This is a genomic window from Pseudomonas sp. BRG-100, assembly GCF_000737955.1.
Classification (GTDB): Bacteria; Pseudomonadota; Gammaproteobacteria; order Pseudomonadales; family Pseudomonadaceae; genus Aquipseudomonas; species Aquipseudomonas synxantha_A.
In genome coordinates, this window is record NZ_JPRX01000001.1 from 4,814,753 (window position 1) to 4,831,257 (window position 16,505).

The 16,505-nt window shown below is 58.7% G+C and carries 15 protein-coding genes; 9 read left to right on the forward strand and 6 right to left on the reverse strand.

The genetic code is table 11. The annotated features are described in order from the left end of the window. The first annotated feature begins 262 nt into the window (after positions 1-262). The gene (locus JH25_RS06075; protein ID WP_005790600.1) at positions 263-1,642 is read left to right on the forward strand and encodes an MFS transporter; all 1,380 of its coding nucleotides are present in this window, start codon (positions 263-265) and stop codon (positions 1,640-1,642) included. A 58-nt stretch (positions 1,643-1,700) separates the two neighbouring features. Here JH25_RS06075 and JH25_RS06070 read toward each other — a convergent pair whose 3' ends face one another. The 4 genes from JH25_RS06070 to flgA form a co-directional block, all read right to left on the reverse strand. Then, positions 1,701-2,450 (reverse strand): flagellar brake protein, encoded by a 750-nt coding sequence (locus JH25_RS06070; RefSeq protein ID WP_005790597.1) that lies wholly within the window; start codon positions 2,448-2,450, stop codon positions 1,701-1,703. Between the two features lie 96 nt (positions 2,451-2,546). Beyond that, positions 2,547-3,017, reverse strand: a complete 471-nt coding sequence (locus JH25_RS06065) for a flagella synthesis protein FlgN (protein ID WP_005790595.1) — start codon at positions 3,015-3,017, stop codon at positions 2,547-2,549. A 48-nt stretch (positions 3,018-3,065) separates the two neighbouring features. Then, a complete protein-coding gene (gene flgM / locus JH25_RS06060; protein ID WP_032879838.1) occupies positions 3,066-3,389 on the reverse strand; it encodes a flagellar biosynthesis anti-sigma factor FlgM in 324 nt (107 codons plus the stop codon). A 143-nt stretch (positions 3,390-3,532) separates the two neighbouring features. After that, positions 3,533-4,288, reverse strand: a complete 756-nt coding sequence (gene flgA / locus JH25_RS06055) for a flagellar basal body P-ring formation chaperone FlgA (protein ID WP_032879840.1) — start codon at positions 4,286-4,288, stop codon at positions 3,533-3,535. A 74-nt stretch (positions 4,289-4,362) separates the two neighbouring features. Between flgA and JH25_RS06050 the strand changes: the two genes are divergently transcribed. From JH25_RS06050 to flgE, 6 genes are all read left to right on the forward strand, one after another. After that, complete coding sequence (locus tag JH25_RS06050) at positions 4,363-5,295, forward strand: chemotaxis protein CheV (RefSeq protein WP_005790590.1); 933 nt, start codon at positions 4,363-4,365, stop codon at positions 5,293-5,295. A 42-nt stretch (positions 5,296-5,337) separates the two neighbouring features. Continuing rightward, positions 5,338-6,165: a protein-glutamate O-methyltransferase CheR gene (gene cheR / locus JH25_RS06045; RefSeq protein ID WP_005790588.1), complete on the forward strand. Its 828-nt coding sequence runs from the start codon at positions 5,338-5,340 to the stop codon at positions 6,163-6,165. 308 nt (positions 6,166-6,473) lie between these two features. After that, complete coding sequence (gene flgB, locus JH25_RS06040) at positions 6,474-6,881, forward strand: flagellar basal body rod protein FlgB (RefSeq protein ID WP_003193573.1); 408 nt, start codon at positions 6,474-6,476, stop codon at positions 6,879-6,881. Between the two features lie 3 nt (positions 6,882-6,884). Next, entirely contained in the window at positions 6,885-7,328 is a 444-nt protein-coding gene (gene flgC / locus JH25_RS06035) for a flagellar basal body rod protein FlgC (RefSeq protein WP_005790586.1), read from the forward strand. Between the two features lie 16 nt (positions 7,329-7,344). Then, positions 7,345-8,064, forward strand: a complete 720-nt coding sequence (gene flgD, locus JH25_RS06030; protein WP_032879841.1) for a flagellar hook assembly protein FlgD — start codon at positions 7,345-7,347, stop codon at positions 8,062-8,064. Positions 8,065-8,095: 31 nt separating this feature from the next. After that, positions 8,096-9,412: a flagellar hook protein FlgE gene (flgE, locus tag JH25_RS06025; protein WP_032879842.1), complete on the forward strand. Its 1,317-nt coding sequence runs from the start codon at positions 8,096-8,098 to the stop codon at positions 9,410-9,412. Between the two features lie 260 nt (positions 9,413-9,672). Here the strand turns inward: flgE and JH25_RS06020 are convergent, their stop codons facing one another. After that, a complete protein-coding gene (locus JH25_RS06020; RefSeq protein WP_032879843.1) occupies positions 9,673-12,567 on the reverse strand; it encodes a ribonucleoside-diphosphate reductase subunit alpha in 2,895 nt (964 codons plus the stop codon). A 742-nt stretch (positions 12,568-13,309) separates the two neighbouring features. Here JH25_RS06020 and JH25_RS06015 point away from each other — a divergent pair. Further along, positions 13,310-14,035 carry a response regulator gene (locus JH25_RS06015; protein ID WP_032879844.1) on the forward strand — a complete coding sequence of 242 codons (726 nt, stop codon included), beginning with the start codon at positions 13,310-13,312 and terminating at the stop codon, positions 14,033-14,035. Further along, positions 14,032-15,642: an ATP-binding protein gene (locus JH25_RS06010; protein ID WP_032879845.1), complete on the forward strand. Its 1,611-nt coding sequence runs from the start codon at positions 14,032-14,034 to the stop codon at positions 15,640-15,642. The genes JH25_RS06015 and JH25_RS06010 overlap by 4 nt, the downstream gene beginning before the upstream one ends. Before the next feature lie 20 nt (positions 15,643-15,662). On the opposite strand, the gene JH25_RS06005 is transcribed toward JH25_RS06010, so the two are convergent. Next, positions 15,663-16,382, reverse strand: a complete 720-nt coding sequence (locus JH25_RS06005; protein ID WP_032879846.1) for a 4'-phosphopantetheinyl transferase family protein — start codon at positions 16,380-16,382, stop codon at positions 15,663-15,665. Between the last annotated feature and the right edge of the window lie 123 nt (positions 16,383-16,505).

The following is a 16,505-nucleotide window of genomic DNA, read 5'->3' on the forward strand; positions in this document are numbered from 1 at the left end:
TGAAAAGTACCGAGCTATTCAATACCCACAGCTTTTTGCAAAGCCTCAAAGATCAGTCGAACCTTGCAGCGCTTCAGGGTTCACAGCAGGGGCGTCATGTATTTATCTCTATCGTTGTGTACCTACAGACACAGGTGCAACGTCTGAGCTCTTATGCAAAATAATCCCCGGAAACAGGCCGCACCGCCTGTCCGGACCCGACCACCCGGACTATCATGCCGATAGCCCAATCCCTTACCGCAAGGAGCCGCTCGGAACGCCGATGCGCCAGATCTGGAAATCTTTTCGAGCCCTTTATTTCGCCTCTTTGATGATGCTGATTGGCTCCGGCCTGCTCAGTACTTACCTGGCCTTGCGCCTGGCGGCAGACAATGTCGACAGTTTGTGGGTCGGTGCGCTGATGGCCGCCAACTATTTTGGCTTGGTACTGGGCGGCAAGATCGGGCATCGCCTGATTGCCCGCGTTGGACATATTCGTGCCTACGCGACTTGCGCCGGAATCGTCGGCGCGGCAGTGCTGGGTCATGGCTTGATTGATTGGCTACCTGCCTGGATCGTGCTGCGGATAATCGTCGGCCTGGGGATGATGTGCCAGTACATGGTTATCGAAAGCTGGCTCAATGAACAGGCGGATGCCAAGCAGCGTGGCGTAGTGTTCAGCGGCTACATGATCGCGTCCTACCTCGGGTTGGTACTGGGGCAGTTGATCCTGGTTATGCATCCTCACCTTGGGCTTGAACTGCTGATGTTGGTCGCGCTGTGTTTTGCGTTGTGCCTGGTGCCTGTGGCCATGACCCGACGCATTCACCCCGCGCCCCTGCACCCGGCCCCGATGGAGCCCCGTTTTTTTATAAAGCGTGTGCCACAGTCTCTTAGTACGGTGCTGGGCGCGGGCTTGATCGTTGGGTCGTTCTACGGTTTGGCGCCGCTCTACGCGTCTCAGCAGGGGCTGACGACTGAGCAAGTCGGCTTGTTCATGGGGAGCTGCATTTTTGCCGGCTTGGTCGTTCAGTGGCCGCTGGGATGGCTATCGGACCGCTATGACCGCGCGCTGTTGATTCGCTGCTTTGCGTTGTGCCTGGCCGTAACAGCGTTGCCGCTGGCGATCATGACTCAAGTACCGCTGGAAGTGCTGTTTGTGGCAGGCTTCTTCTGTTCGCTGGTGCAGTTCTGCCTTTACCCATTGGCAGTGGCTTTTTCCAACGATCATGTAGAAGGTGATCGTCGGGTTTCGCTGACGGCCATGTTGTTGGTGACCTACGGCATAGGCGCCAGTATCGGCCCACTGCTGGCGGGCGTAGTGATGAAGTTGTTCGGCAGCCAGATGCTCTACGCGTTTTTCAGTTTGTGTGCGTTGATCCTGGTATGGCGCATCCGCCCCAAAGCAGTGACCAACCTGCACCAGGTCGACGACGCCCCGCTGCATCACGTGGCGATGCCTGACAGCATGTCCAGTTCACCGCTGGTAGCAGCGCTAGACCCACGGGTGGATGAGCAAGTGGTACAGGAGCAGATGCAGGTCACTGTCCCTGACCCGGAACCCGAGCCAGACCCGGTAACTGATGAGCCAGCCAATGAAGAGCCGCAGGAGCCGGTGGACCCGGATGAACATCCCCATGACTTGAGCAGGGCACGCCCCTGAACGAAAAACGGGCAGTTCCTATCAGGAACTGCCCGTTTTTTATTTCAGCGTCCAAACCTTAAAGATCATCGTCCTTGTCGAAGCGCCGAGCCTCGCGCTGCAGCTGGTAGACAAAACGCTCCACCTGGCGCTGCACCAAACCACTCATGTTGTGAAAGCGCACGCCAGCAAAGGTCGTGTTGATCTTGTCTTCGAAGTGCAGGTAGCGCAGTTCGACGGAGGTGGTCATGCTGCCAAAGGGCAGGGCGGCGATAAAGCGGTCATAGACCTGGCCCAACTGCAGGCGCTCGGAGATATCGCCCTCAAAGCGCAATTTGCAGCCGGTGGCGGAAATGTCCAGAAGTTTGCCGCTGATCGGTGCCTTGAGCTTCTCGCCGCCCAGTTCGATATTCACCAATTGCGCAAGTTTCAGCGCGGCGCGAAATGCATTGCGCCGCTGATGGTAAACCACTTCATCAGGCATGCTGCCGCTATAGATACGGTGGCCGTCTTTTTCGCTGATGTTCAGCGTGCCATTGCTTTCCCAGGCAACCCGTACACCTTCATGGAAGCCTTCGATACGAAAGGGTTCGCCGTTCTCGAGGTAGCGCTCACCGTCTCGGGGGATCATTTCATCCAGGGCCAGCGTTTTGCTGTCCCGATCAATATCCACCAAATAGCTTTGAAAGCGCTGGCTGCGTTCGTGGAAAGTGATGATCAGCGGATCATGGCTTTCTTGCAGCATCCGTAATGTGCTGGCGACTTCCAGAGGCGTAGTGAGCACCTTCGGTGGCTGCGGTGCATCTTCCGCATTAGGGGCGTTGAACACGGTTCTTCCATCTCCAGACAAAGTACGACTACACGCAAGAACCGGCATTTTGCCAGTATGTAGCGCTCCTTGGATAGGTCGCGCTGTAAACCGGTGTCAGGCTTGGCTGCGGGTACTTGGCTTGACCAGGCGAGAGGTGGAGCCTTGGGCGTTGTACAGGGCCGGAGGCTCACCACCGTGCAGTATGCGCAACTGATTGGCGGTCGTGGCTTGCTGAAGCTGGATTGATTGGCCGTTGAGCAGGTTGGCTTCCTGGCACTGGGCAAGCAATTGATTGAGTTCTTTGCTTTGCGCCAGTAATTGATCACCGACCGAGGAATGGCTGGCCAGTTGTGCCAGGCCTTCGTGATCGGCAGGCAGGCCCAGGCTGATGAGTATCTGGCTGCGCTTCTTGCCGTGTTGTTCGAGCAACACAATCAGCGACTGCTTGCGCGCCAGGATTTCTTCGAGCAAGGGCATGTCCCGGCCGTACAGGGCCAGGGATTCTTCCTTGAGCAGCTCAAGCAACTGGTGCGTGGGCGCCAGATCATCAATGATCAGTTGAAGCAGATGTTCGTCGTGGTGCATGGCTGGCCTTGGGTTTTAAGCGTCCAAAAGCCCTGCGCAGGCTTTTGCCTAGCGCTCGGCTTCGAAGTTAAGCAGCTTACTGGCTACACGGCTGCTGTCGACTTTATAGCTGCCGTCGGCGATGGCCTGTTTCAACTCAGCCACGCGAGCTTTATTGACAACCGGCTGATCACGCAGCGAGTCAGTGACCTTCTGCAACTGTTGAGCCTCATTGCTCAGGTGTACCGATTCCCCGCTCTGGCTGGCGCTGGCCTGCTCTGCCTTGGCGGGCAGGGGCTGGGACTTGGCTTCTACGCTGTCCTTGGCACCGTTGGTGCGCGTATTGCCCGGCAAAGCCTGGGTGCTATTCAAACGACTGAAATCAATGACCATGGTGAAAAAAACCTCTGGGTATTTGGACGCTTGCCATGTTTTCGGCCATACCCGGGCAAACTTTAGGCTCGATTGACAATAAACCTGTACCGCTCGACATCCAATACACAGTGTAGGAAAAGCCGGGCTGTGATTCCAGTGATCTATAAAGCAACTTCGACCTGACCTGGCGCCGTGACCCGCGCCTTGATCACGCGATTGGAGTTGAGGTTCTTGACGCGAATCTGTTCGCTCATGCCGCCGTTGGACAGTGCCTCCCCTGGCATCCTTACGTTCAGCCCGCCACTGCTGGCAGAAATCACCACCTGGTCACCCTTGCGAATCACTTCGGCCTGTTCCAGATGAACCAGTGTGATGACTTGATCGGTGACCATTGGTCGGGTGAGTCTCTGCCCGATAGCCTGGTCCACTGAGGTCAGGTAGCCCTGGTTGATCAGGCTGATATCGCGCTCGCGCAGGGCCACATCTTCGTAGCCGATGATGCCGGTGCGTTTCAACGGTCGCGCGACCACTACCACATCGCGGAACAGCTTGACCTGAGCCGGCACGAATACCGTCCAGGGCGAGGCGCCTTCACAGCGAACTTTTACCGTTACGCGTCCGATCGGCTGGGCAGGGCTTTCCAGCGTGGCTGTCAATTCCTTGTCGCACATCGGCATGCGCAAGCGCGGGTCCAACTGGCTGACCTGAATTTCATAACGTCCCGGGGTCTGCGTGGTCGCCAGATAATCTTCTACAGTGAATTCAAGAAAACCCTGGGTGACGCCGATAAGGAGATCAGGCAGGGTGACATTGTCGGCGCGTGCGGTAGCGCCAATGCTCAAGGCAAGCAGCGCCATCACGGTGCTGAACAGCCTGCGGTGGCTAGGGCGTCGGGAAACTGTCGTTTTAATATCCATGTTTAATAAATAGCAAAGCTCGTGCCGTTTAGTGTTGGGTGCGCGTCGTACCCCCAGGATTTAGGAGTCAGGGCATGGCAGGTGTAATGGATTCAGTAAACCAGCGCACACAGCTGGTAGGGCAGAATCGCCTGGAGTTGTTGCTTTTTCGCCTGGATGGCAAGCAGTTGTACGGCATCAACGTATTCAAAGTGCGGGAAGTGCTGCAATGCCCCAAGCTGACGATCATGCCCAAGTCCAGCCCAGTGGTGTGTGGCGTAGCCAACATCCGTGGTGCAACTATTCCCATTCTTGACCTGGCGATGGCCACGGGCTCGGCGGGTTTGCAAGACCGCCAGAACCCCTTTGTAATCATCACCGAGTACAACACCAAGACCCAGGGTTTCCTGGTGCGCTCGGTGGAGCGTATCGTCAATATGAACTGGGAAGAGATCCACCCGCCGCCCAAGGGCACGGGGCGCGATCACTACCTGACGGCGGTGACACGGGTCGATAACCAGTTGGTCGAAATCATCGACGTGGAGAAAATCCTCGCCGAAGTGGCGCCCACCTCGGAAACCATCTCTGTGGGTGTGGTGGATGCCGAGACTGCACACAAGGCGGTGTCTCTGCGCGTATTGACCGTGGACGACTCCTCAGTGGCGCGCAAGCAGGTCACACGCTGCCTGCAGACCGTTGGTGTAGACGTGGTGGCCCTCAATGATGGTCGTCAGGCCTTGGATTACCTGCGCAAGCTGGTGGACGAAGGCAAGAAGCCCGAAGAAGAATTCCTGATGATGATCTCCGACATCGAGATGCCGGAAATGGACGGCTACACGCTCACGGCCGAGATACGCAACGATCCACGCATGCAAAAACTGCATATCATCCTGCATACTTCGTTGTCGGGGGTATTCAATCAGGCAATGGTCAAGAAGGTTGGTGCTGATGACTTTCTGGCCAAATTCCGTCCTGATGACCTCGCATCCCGGGTAGTCGACCGGATCAAGGCAGCAGATCACGGCTAGGGGATTTCCCCCGGCGATCACACGATTTAAGAGGCGGTATCATTGTCTACGGGTAATTTGGATTTCGAACAGTTCCGGGTCTTCCTGGAAAAAGCCTGTGGCATATTGCTCGGTGAAAACAAGCAGTACCTGGTATCCAGCCGTCTCAACAAACTGATGGAACAGCAGGGCATCAAGTCCCTGGGTGAGTTGGTCCAGCGGATCCAGGGGCAGCCGCGCAGCGGGCTCAAGGAAATGGTGGTCGATGCCATGACCACCAACGAAACCCTGTGGTTTCGAGATACCTACCCCTTTGAAGTGCTCAAGAACAAAGTGTTGCCGGAAGCCATCAAGGCCAGTCCTGGCCAGCGCCTGCGTATCTGGTCGGCGGCTTGTTCCTCGGGGCAGGAGCCGTACTCGATCTCGATGTCCATCGACGAGTTCGAGCGAACCAACATGGGCCAGTTGAAAGCCGGCGCGCAAATTGTTGCTACCGACTTGTCCGGCACCATGCTCACCAACTGCAAGACCGGTGAGTACGACAGCCTGGCCCTGGGCCGCGGTTTATCCCAGGAGCGCCTGCAGCGTTACTTCGACCCCAAAGGCGCCGGGCGCTGGGCGATCAAGGCACCGATCAAGAATCGCGTGGAGTTCCGCTCGTTCAACCTGCTCGACAGCTACGCCAGCCTGGGCAAGTTCGACATGGTGTTCTGCCGCAACGTGCTGATCTATTTCTCGGCCGAAGTGAAGAAAGACATCCTGTTGCGTATCCACGGCACGCTCAAGCGCGGCGGTTACCTGTTCCTCGGTGCTTCCGAAGCGTTGAATGGCCTGCCGGACCATTACCAGATGGTGCAGTGCAGCCCGGGGATCATCTACCAGGCCAAGTAAGTCGCACGCAGTTAAAGTGTGGGAGGGGGCTTGCTCCCGATAGCGGTGGTTCAGTTGATGTCTTTATCACTGATACACCGCTATCGGGAGCAAGCCCCCTCCCACATTTGTTTCTGCGGCAACGTTGAAGAAAGCGGCAACTCCCCATTGCCGCTTTACTGGCGCCACGCGGAAACCCGTTGCCGCTTTTCTGGCATAGTCGCCGGCACCTACCCTCGAAACCCTTGATATACGGGCCTCCGCAAGACTGGCACGCACCTTGCTATAACCCTGCTAACGAACAGCAGGTCAGCCTAAAGGTTTCCGCCATGAGCATCAGCTTCGATAAAGCGCTCGGTATCCATGAACAAGCCCTGGGCTTTCGCGCCCAGCGTGCCGAAGTCCTGGCCAATAACATTGCCAACGCCGATACCCCGAACTACAAGGCTCGGGACCTGGACTTCTCTGCCGTGCTCGCCGCACAGCAAGACAAGACCAAGAACGGCACCTTCGCCTTGAACATGACCAACAGCCGTCATATCGAAGCGCAAGGCCTGAGCAAGGGTGACGAGTCGTTGCTGTATCGCACGCCGATGCAGCCGTCGATCGACCAGAACACCGTCGACGCGCAGTTGGAGCAATCGAACTACGCCGAGAACTCGGTGAACTTCCAGGCCAGCTTTACCCTGCTCAACAGCAAATTCAAAGGGCTGATGTCAGCCCTGCGTGGAGAATAAGCCATGTCCCTGTCCAGTGTTTTCAATATTGCCGGCAGTGGCATGAGCGCGCAGACCACGCGTTTGAACACCGTCGCCAGTAACATCGCCAACGCCGAGACCGTCTCTTCGAGCATTGACCAGACTTACCGTGCCCGTCACCCGGTGTTTGCCACCATGTTCCAGGGTGGCCAGGCCGGTGGCAGCGATTCGTTGTTCCAGAACCAGGACGCAGCCGGCTCCGGCGTGCAGGTGCTGGGTGTGGTCGAAGACCAGAGCAACCTGGAGGCCCGTTACGAGCCCAACCATCCGGCCGCGAACGAAAAGGGTTACGTCTACTACCCCAACGTCAACGTGGTCGAGGAAATGGCTGACATGATCTCCGCCAGTCGTTCGTTCCAGACCAATGCGGAAATGATGAACACCGCCAAAGCCATGATGCAGAAGGTCCTGACCCTGGGTCAGTAATAAGGGGCGCCAAATAATGGCCATCGTTGATACGTCAAACAACACGGCAGTCCAGGACCTGTTCAATTCCAAGGTCAAGGACGCTTCGAACAATGTCTCGAATGTTTCCAAAGCGGCCACTGGCAACCAGTCGCTGGGCAAGGACGCATTCCTGCAGTTGCTGGTAACCCAGCTGAAAAACCAGAACCCGCTGTCGCCCCAGGACAACGGCGCGTTCGTGGCCCAACTTGCCCAGTTCAGCAGCCTGGAAGGCATCAACACCCTGAACGACTCGGTGAATAACATCTCCAGCAACTTCAGCTCTTCGCAAGCGCTGCAGGCTTCATCGCTGGTGGGGCGGTCGATCATTATCCAGACCGACAAAGCCATGGTTGATACCAGCAAGAGCATGAACGGTTCGGTAGAGGTGCCATCGGCGGCGGGTAACGTTTCCGTCAAAATCACCGACAAGGACGGCAACGTCGTGCGCACCGTGGATATGGGCGCGCAGAGTGCCGGCAGCCAGAGCTTTATTTGGGACGGCAAGAATGACAAGGGCGAGGTCGCCCCAGCCGGCACCTACACCTTCAATGCCTCCACCAAGAACGACAAAGGTGACGCGGTGGCCCTGGCCACCTCGCTACCGGCCACGGTCACCAGCGTGACCTTGAGCAAGACCGGCGGCGAAATGCTGCTCAACCTTGCAGGCGGCATGGGCAGCGTCAAGCTGTCGCAAATTCAGACTATCGGTACATAGAGCCGGCTAAATACGGCAGAGGGAGAGAAACATGTCTTTTAATATCGGCCTTAGCGGCCTCTATGCGGCCAACAAACAACTGGACGTGACCGGCAACAACATCGCCAACGTCGCGACCACTGGCTTCAAGTCATCCCGTGCGGAATTCGCCGATATCTACGCGGCTTCCAAGTTGGGCACCGGCCAGAACAGTATCGGCAACGGTGTGAACCTGGCGGCAGTGTCCCAGCAGTTCACCCAAGGCGATGTCAATGGTAGCGGTGGCATCCTCGACATGGCGATCCAGGGCGGTGGCTTCTTCGTGCAGAAGGGCAGCGACGGCTCGCTGGAATACACCCGTAGCGGTGCCTTCCGCGCGGACAAAGACGGCTATATCACCAACAATACCGGCACCTCGCGCCTGCAAGGCTATGCCGCGGACGAGAATGGCAAGATCACCAAGGGTGGCCTGGTCGACCTGCAGCTGAACCTGGCCAACCTGCCCCCGAAGGCGTCTACCAAGGTGGACTCTTCCAGCAACCTGAACTCCTCGTCGCCGGTGATCGATCAGTCCAAGAACCCGTTTGATCCAACCAAATCCGAAACCTTCACCACGCAATACAGCACCACCTTGTACGACTCCCAGGGCAACGCGCACCCGATGGTGCAGTACCTGGTGAAAACCGATGCCAACCAGTGGCAGGCCTACACCTTGATCGATGGCCGCAATCCTGATGGTTCGGCGCCTACCGGTACCGGTGCTGACGTGAAGGCGCCTGTGCCGTCGACGTTGAGCTTCGATGGTGCTGGTAACCTCAAGAGCATCGTGACCGGCGGTGTTGCCGGTAACACCTTGACCATCAAGGATTGGGTACCTGGCACGGTGACCGATGGCGTATGGAAGGCTAACGATGCGACGGCGAACAAGGACGGCATCGCCATCAACATGGGCACCGTCACCCAGTACAACTCGGCCAGCTACCGTAACCCGCCGGTCACAGATGGTTACGCCACCGGCCAGATCACCGGCTTGAAGATCGATGGCAGCGGTGTGCTCTTCGCCACCTTCAGTAACCAGCAGAGCAAGGCCATCGGCCAGATTTCTCTGGCCAGCTTCAACAATGAGCAGGGCCTGCAGCCCGCCGGCGGTACGACCTGGAAAGAGACCTTCGCGTCGGGTCAGCCGGGCTTCGACGCACCGGAATCTGGCACTCTGGGGTCGATCAAGGCCACCTCCCTGGAGAACTCCAACGTCAACCTGACCAACGAGCTGGTTGACCTGATCAAGGCCCAGAGCAACTACCAGGCGAACGCCAAGACCATCTCCACCCAAAGCACCATCATGCAGACCATCATCCAGATGACCTGATAGGTTAGTGCTTCAAAATGTGGGAGGGGGCTTGCCCCCGATAGCGGTGTATCAGCCAAGTATCCATTGACTGACACCACCCTATCGGGAGCAAGCCCCCTCCCACATTTGCATCTGCTTCACGCTGCCAATCCAGTTATTGACCGAACCGCAGTACCGCAACAAGGGCTTTATGCCCGCCCAAGAAAAAGCCCCCGATACACCCTAGGTGTATCGGGGGCTTTTCTGCCTTAAGTGGTTAAACCCTCGGCAGGTTCAGCTTATTGGCAAGCTTCGCAATCCGGCTCGTCAATCGCGCAGGCCTTTGGCACAGGTGCCGGACCGGCAGGAGCTGCGAGAACCGAATCATCACCATGGTTGCCGCTGGAAACAGCGTTCAACTTACCGGTGTTGATGGTCGACTTCTCGGTGCTGGTCGCGGCCAGGGCACGGAGGTAGTAAGTGGTTTTCAGGCCACGGTACCAGGCCATGCGGTAGGTCACATCCAGCTTCTTGCCCGAAGCGCCGGCGATGTAGAGGTTCAGCGACTGAGCCTGGTCGATCCACTTCTGACGGCGGCTGGCGGCGTCAACGATCCACTTGGTATCCACTTCGAAGGCGGTCGCGTAGAGCTCTTTGAGTTCTTGCGGGATGCGTTCGATCTGCTGCACGGAACCGTCGTAGTACTTCAGGTCGTTGATCATGACCGAGTCCCACAGGCCGCGGGCTTTCAGGTCGCGAACCAGGTATGGGTTGATCACGGTGAATTCGCCCGACAGGTTCGATTTCACATACAGGTTCTGGTAGGTCGGTTCGATCGACTGCGACACGCCAGTGATGTTGGCGATGGTGGCGGTCGGTGCGATGGCCATGATGTTGGAGTTACGAATACCTTTTTGCACGCGGGCACGAACCGGCGCCCAGTCCAGGGTTTCGTTCAGATCAACGTCGATGTACTTCTGGCCACGGGCTTCGATCAGGATCTGTTGCGAATCCAGCGGCAGGATGCCCTTGGACCACAGCGAACCCTGGAACGTCTCGTAGGCGCCGCGCTCGTCGGCCAGGTCGCAGGACGCCTGGATCGCATAGTAGCTCACCGCTTCCATGGATTTGTCGGCGAACTCGACCGCAGCATCCGAACCGTAAGGAATGTGCTGCAGGTACAGCGCGTCCTGGAAGCCCATGATACCCAGGCCCACTGGACGGTGCTTGAAGTTGGAGTTCTGCGCCTGTGGCACCGAGTAGTAGTTGATGTCGATTACGTTATCGAGCATGCGTACTGCGGTGTTGACGGTGCGCTCCAGCTTGGCGGTGTCCAGCTTGCCGTTGACGATGTGGTTCGGCAGGTTGATCGAGCCCAGGTTGCAAACGGCGATCTCGTCCTTGTTGGTGTTCAAGGTGATCTCGGTGCACAGGTTCGAACTGTGGACCACGCCCACGTGCTGCTGCGGGCTGCGCAGGTTGCATGGGTCCTTGAAGGTCAACCAAGGGTGGCCGGTTTCGAACAGCATGGACAGCATTTTGCGCCACAGGTCTTTGGCCTGGATGGTCTTGAACAGCTTGACCTTGCCTGGGTACTCGGTGAGGGCTTCGTAGTACTCGTAGCGCTCTTCGAAGGCCTTGCCGGTCAGGTCGTGCAGGTCCGGCACTTCGGATGGCGAGAACAGGGTCCACTTGCCGTCATCGAAGACGCGCTTCATGAACAGGTCAGGGATCCAGTTGGCGGTGTTCATGTCGTGGGTACGACGACGGTCATCACCGGTGTTCTTGCGCAGCTCGATGAACTCTTCAATGTCCATGTGCCAGGTTTCCAGGTAGGCACACACAGCGCCTTTGCGCTTGCCACCCTGGTTAACGGCGACGGCGGTGTCGTTCACCACTTTCAGGAACGGTACAACGCCCTGGGACTTGCCGTTGGTGCCCTTGATGTAAGAACCCAGTGCGCGCACCGGGGTCCAGTCGTTACCCAGGCCGCCGGCGAATTTGGACAGCATGGCGTTGTCGTGGATCGCGTGATAGATGCCCGACAGGTCATCCGGCACGGTGGTCAGGTAGCAGCTCGACAGCTGAGGACGCAGGGTGCCGGCGTTGAACAGGGTCGGGGTCGACGACATGTAGTCGAAGGACGACAGCAGGTTGTAGAACTCGATCGCACGGTCTTCTTTGTTCTTCTCTTCAATCGCCAGGCCCATGGCCACGCGCATGAAGAACACTTGCGGCAGTTCGAAGCGGATACCGTCCTTGTGGATGAAGTAACGGTCGTACAGGGTTTGCAGGCCCAGGTAGGTGAACTGCTGGTCGCGCTCGTGGTTGATCGCCTTGCCGAGTTTTTCCAGGTCGAAGGTGGCCAGGATCGGGTTCAGCAATTCGAACTCGATACCCTTGGCGATATAGGCCGGCAGGGCTTTGGCGTACAGGTCAGCCATCTCGTGGTGAGTGGCGCTGTCGGCGACTTTCAGGAAGCCCAGGCCTTCGGCACGCAGGGTGTCCATCAACAGGCGCGCGGTCACGAACGAGTAGTTCGGCTCGCGTTCAACCAGGGTACGGGCGGTCATCACCAGCGCGGTGTTGACGTCGGTCAGGGCCACGCCGTCGTACAGGTTCTTCAGGGTTTCGCGCTGGATCAGGTCACCGTCGACTTCTTCCAGACCTTCGCAGGCCTCGGTGATGATGGTGTTCAGGCGGCCCAGGTCCAACGGGGCAAAGCTGCCGTCAGCCAGGGTGATGCGGATCGACGGGTGCGCTTGTACGGCAGCTTCTTCGGCCGGGGAGCGTACGGCACGTTCCTTGGCGCGCGAATCGCGGTAGATCACGTAGTCGCGGGCCACTTTTTGCTCGCCGGCACGCATCAGGGCCAGTTCAACCTGGTCCTGGATTTCTTCGATGTGGATGGTGCCGCCCGAAGGCATGCGACGCTTGAAGGTCGCGGTGACCTGTTCGGTCAGGCGGGCAACGGTGTCGTGGATGCGCGACGAGGCAGCAGCGGTGCCGCCTTCAACTGCAAGAAACGCTTTGGTGATGGCGACGGTGATTTTGTCATCGGTATAAGGAACGACAGTGCCGTTACGCTTGATCACGCGCAGTTGGCCAGGTGCGGTGGCGGACAGATCCAGATTCGAATCAGCGGCCTGCGGCACGGAGCCTTGCGGGTTCTCGCGAGTTGTGTCGGTTTGCATGGGGGGTTGTCTCCACATTCTATATTTATTTGGGCACCATCAAGGTGCCCACCGTTCCGTCCTGAAGCACTTACAGCAGGCCAGGGCCTGGCATAACAACTTCGGGACAGGAGGAAGGGAGCTCATCGCGCCGCTTCCATGCCGAAGTCTTTGGCTTGGGGCCGGGAGCCCTTCGCCGTATTCCTGCTGGGTGACAGTGGCCTGGTTCAAGCCCTGCAACACCCGTACCGTCTTCAGCCAAGCGGGCTTGAAAACGGCTGCCATCCGCGTGCGCGGTTTGGGCTTTGAAAAAATGCTTTGGTTCAACCAAACGTGAGCAAGAAAGCGCTTGAGTTTCTGGTCTGACTTGTGTTTGGTTTTTTCGCTTAAAACCCTACATGTAGGGTTTTTTTAGCGCCGAGGTACAAGATAATGCGTTTTTGGGGGGTTAGCAACGCACTACCTGTGGATAACGCTGTGAGTAAAATGTGTATGAATCGTGGAACACCCGTGTAGGCCGCATTACTACTGGATCACACCGTTTGTCACCGAATATTCCGAGGTGCAAACCGTTGGTTGGAATTTTGAGGGCGCGAACCCTATCACAAAAAAACGCCATCACCGAATGGAATTCCTGGCTTGTATTTAAGGGTTGGGGCATGGCTACAATCGGGCTTTGTTATGCCCTTAAAACATGACAAACAGGGTATGGGCGGTGGAGGCCGCGTGAGCCAAAGAATTTCTAATAATAATGAGGTGGCGCGTGGAGCAAGATGCCTGGCAGATACTGATCATCGAGGACGACGAGCGACTCGCCGAGTTGACCCGTGAGTACCTGGAAAGCAACGGCCTGCGCGTGTCGGTGGAAAGCGATGGCGCCCAGGCTGCGGCGCGCATCATCGCCGAGCAGCCGGACCTGGTGATCCTCGACCTGATGCTGCCCGGCGAAGATGGCCTGAGCATCTGTCGCAAAGTTCGCGAGCGCTATGAGGGCGTGATCCTGATGCTTACCGCGCGTACCGACGACATGGACCAGGTGCAGGGCCTGGACATGGGCGCTGACGACTATGTGTGCAAGCCCGTGCGCCCGCGCCTGTTGCTGGCGCGTATCCAGGCGCTATTGCGGCGCAGCGAGCCGGCGTTACCGGCGGCGGGGGAAAACCAGCGCCGCCTGCAGTTCGGCCCGCTGGTGGTGGACAACGCGCTGCGCGAAGCCTGGCTGCACGATGGCGGGATCGAACTGACCAGCGCCGAATTCGACCTGCTGTGGCTATTGGTTGCAAATGCCGGGCGCATCCTGTCCCGGGAAGAAATCTTCATTGCCCTGCGCGGCATTGGCTACGACGGCCAGGACCGCTCCATTGATGTGCGCATCTCGCGCATTCGGCCGAAAATCGGCGACGACCCGATCCACCCGCGCCTGATCAAGACCATCCGCAGCAAAGGCTACCTGTTCGTCCCCGAAGCCGCTGCCGACATGCCGCTGTGAATTCGATCTTCCTGCGCATCTACGGCGGCATGTGCGCGGCGCTGATCCTGGTGGCGTTGCTCGGCGCCCTGGCGTTGCATCTGCTCAACGACGTGCGCAGCGGCCAATACCGCGAAAGCCTGGCCCACGGCACCTTTGCCTTGATGGGCGATAACCTGCAAGCCATGAACGCCATCGAACGGCTGCGTGCCTTGGCGGTATGGGAGCGTTTGCTGGGCATTCCGCTGGAGCTGCGCACGTTTACAGAGGCGCAACTGGACCTGGGCCAGCGCAACCGCTTGCAACGCGGCCAGGTGCTGGTGGAACAGACCGGCCCTCATGCGGCGCGGGTGCTGCGACTGGTCAGCGAGCAGGAACAGCTGGTGCTCACCGGTGAAGTGCAGCAGATCAGCGAGCAATTGGCCCGTGCAACTATCTACCTGCTGGCCGACGAACTGGTGCGTTTTCCGGTGGCTGAGCAGCCACAACGCCTGGCCGACATCAAGCAGGCCAAGGGCTTTGGTTTTGAGATGCACTTGATGGCCCTCGACCAGGCCGATATGGACGACGACCAGCGCCGTCGCGTGGCGGAAGGCGATACGGTGATGGCTCTGGGCAAGGGTGGCGATTCGATCCGCGTATTTGCCGGCATGGTCGGTACGCCGTGGGTGCTGGAAATCGGCCCGCTCTATCAAATGAACCCCTATCCGGCACAGTGGCTGATTCTGATCACCTTGATCGGCCTGACCCTGATTGGCTTGATCGTTTATCTGCTGGTGCGCCAGCTGGAGCGTCGGCTCAAAGGCCTGGAGGCGGCAGCGACGCGGATCGCCAAGGGCAACCTGGAGGTGCGCGTGCCGGCCCGGGGCGCCGATTCGGTAGGGCGCCTGGCTGCCGCGTTCAATGGCATGGCCGAGCACTTGCAGCAATTGCTGGCGATTCAGCGCGAACTGGTGCGTGCGGTGTCCCATGAGCTGCGCACGCCGGTAGCGCGCCTGCGTTTTGGCCTGGAGATGATTGGTGACGCCGCCACTCCCGAGGCGCGGCGTAAATACCTGGAAGGCATGGACGGCGATATCCAGGACCTCGATGGCCTGGTGGATGAAATGCTCACCTATGCGCGCCTGGAGCAGGGCGCGCCGGAGTTGAATTTCCAGCGAGTGGACCTCGATGCGCTGCTTGACCAAGTGATTGGCGAATTGTCGCCACTGCGCCCGCAGGTCACCGTGACTCGCGGTGTCTGCCTGTCATCGGCCCACTGGGAGGACGCCTGGGTCGACGCTGAGCCGCGTTACCTGCACCGCGCCCTGCAAAACCTTGTCAGTAACGCCATGCGCCACGCCAAGGGCCAGGTGCTGATCAGTTATCAGGTCGGCCAGCTGCGCTGCCGTATTGATGTGGAAGACGATGGCCCCGGCGTGCCGGAGAGTGCCTGGGAGCGAATTTTCACGCCGTTCCTGCGCCTGGACGACAGCCGTACCCGCGCCTCGGGGGGCCATGGCCTTGGCCTGTCGATTGTGCGGCGGATCATCTATTGGCACGGCGGGCGGGCGTTGATCAGCAAGAGCAACAACCTGGGCGGGGCATGCTTCAGCCTGAGTTGGCCAAGGGATCAAGACAAACCCTGACACCGCTATCGGGACCAAGTCTACCTAGCGCCGATGGCCACCAGGCTCAACAACTGCTCCCCTTCCACCCCAAACTGCCCCTCCAACTCTTTGCCATCACCCCATTCTTCAGAAAGCTCCGTGAGCAACCGCAGCCGCACATGGCCCGCCTGTGACCACTCCAACAGCTCGGCATGTTCAAAATAAAAGCGCTTTTGCACGATGGGGTAGAGCGCCTTGAACAGACTCTCCTTGATCGAAAACGTCAGCGTCACCAGCAACCCATGCAGCTCACGCGGTATGGTCGCCATACGCTGCAGCTCGTTGGCTGTCAGAATTTCCCCGGCCAGGCGCTCCGCCCGCTCCAGAGTCAGCACATTCTCCAGGTCCATGCCCAGCCCGCGCCATTGCGCCTTATGCCCGACAATCGCTGCGGCGTGCCCGGTGCTGTGGGTGATGGAACCACTGATATGCCCTGGCCAGACCGGCGCGCGGTCTTCACCGATGGCTGGAATGCAGTTGAGGTTATCCAGGCGTTGCAGCGCTTCTCGGGCGCACAGGCGCCCTGCGAGAAACTCCGCCTGACGCTTGGCAACCGAGCGCTGGATGCTCGCCGGCGGCGGCACAGCGCTGCGTTGGAAATCGCCTGCGTCCAATAAGGCCGGATCAAATCGGGTGCTCAAAAACACCGTGCCAGGTAAGGCGACAGGCAGCGGCCAACGGGCATCGAGCGGGGTGCAGCAAGAGGGTAGGGGCGTCATGCGCGGTATTTTGCCGAGTTGGCGCGCCAGTGGATAGTCCGGCGCGGTTCAGGTGTGGTTAAGAGCCTGTTCAGGGGGAGTTCAGGGGCGCCTGCGTAGTCTGGACCTCACAGGCCAAACGCA

Excerpts from the sequence above, each read along its gene's own strand:
- flgD (WP_032879841.1), top strand. The coding sequence starts at position 7,345 with ATGGCCATCGTTGATACGTCAAACAACACGGCAGTCCAGGACCTGTTC.
- JH25_RS06050 (WP_005790590.1), top strand. The coding sequence starts at position 4,363 with ATGGCAGGTGTAATGGATTCAGTAAACCAGCGCACACAGCTGGTAGGG.
- flgA (WP_032879840.1), bottom strand. The coding sequence starts at position 4,288 with ATGGATATTAAAACGACAGTTTCCCGACGCCCTAGCCACCGCAGGCTG.
- JH25_RS06075 (WP_005790600.1), top strand. The coding sequence starts at position 263 with ATGCGCCAGATCTGGAAATCTTTTCGAGCCCTTTATTTCGCCTCTTTG.
- flgM (WP_032879838.1), bottom strand. The coding sequence starts at position 3,389 with ATGGTCATTGATTTCAGTCGTTTGAATAGCACCCAGGCTTTGCCGGGC.
- JH25_RS06005 (WP_032879846.1), bottom strand. The coding sequence starts at position 16,382 with ATGACGCCCCTACCCTCTTGCTGCACCCCGCTCGATGCCCGTTGGCCG.
- flgC (WP_005790586.1), top strand. The coding sequence starts at position 6,885 with ATGTCCCTGTCCAGTGTTTTCAATATTGCCGGCAGTGGCATGAGCGCG.
- JH25_RS06065 (WP_005790595.1), bottom strand. The coding sequence starts at position 3,017 with ATGCACCACGACGAACATCTGCTTCAACTGATCATTGATGATCTGGCG.
- JH25_RS06020 (WP_032879843.1), bottom strand. The coding sequence starts at position 12,567 with ATGCAAACCGACACAACTCGCGAGAACCCGCAAGGCTCCGTGCCGCAG.
- flgB (WP_003193573.1), top strand. The coding sequence starts at position 6,474 with ATGAGCATCAGCTTCGATAAAGCGCTCGGTATCCATGAACAAGCCCTG.
- flgE (WP_032879842.1), top strand. The coding sequence starts at position 8,096 with ATGTCTTTTAATATCGGCCTTAGCGGCCTCTATGCGGCCAACAAACAA.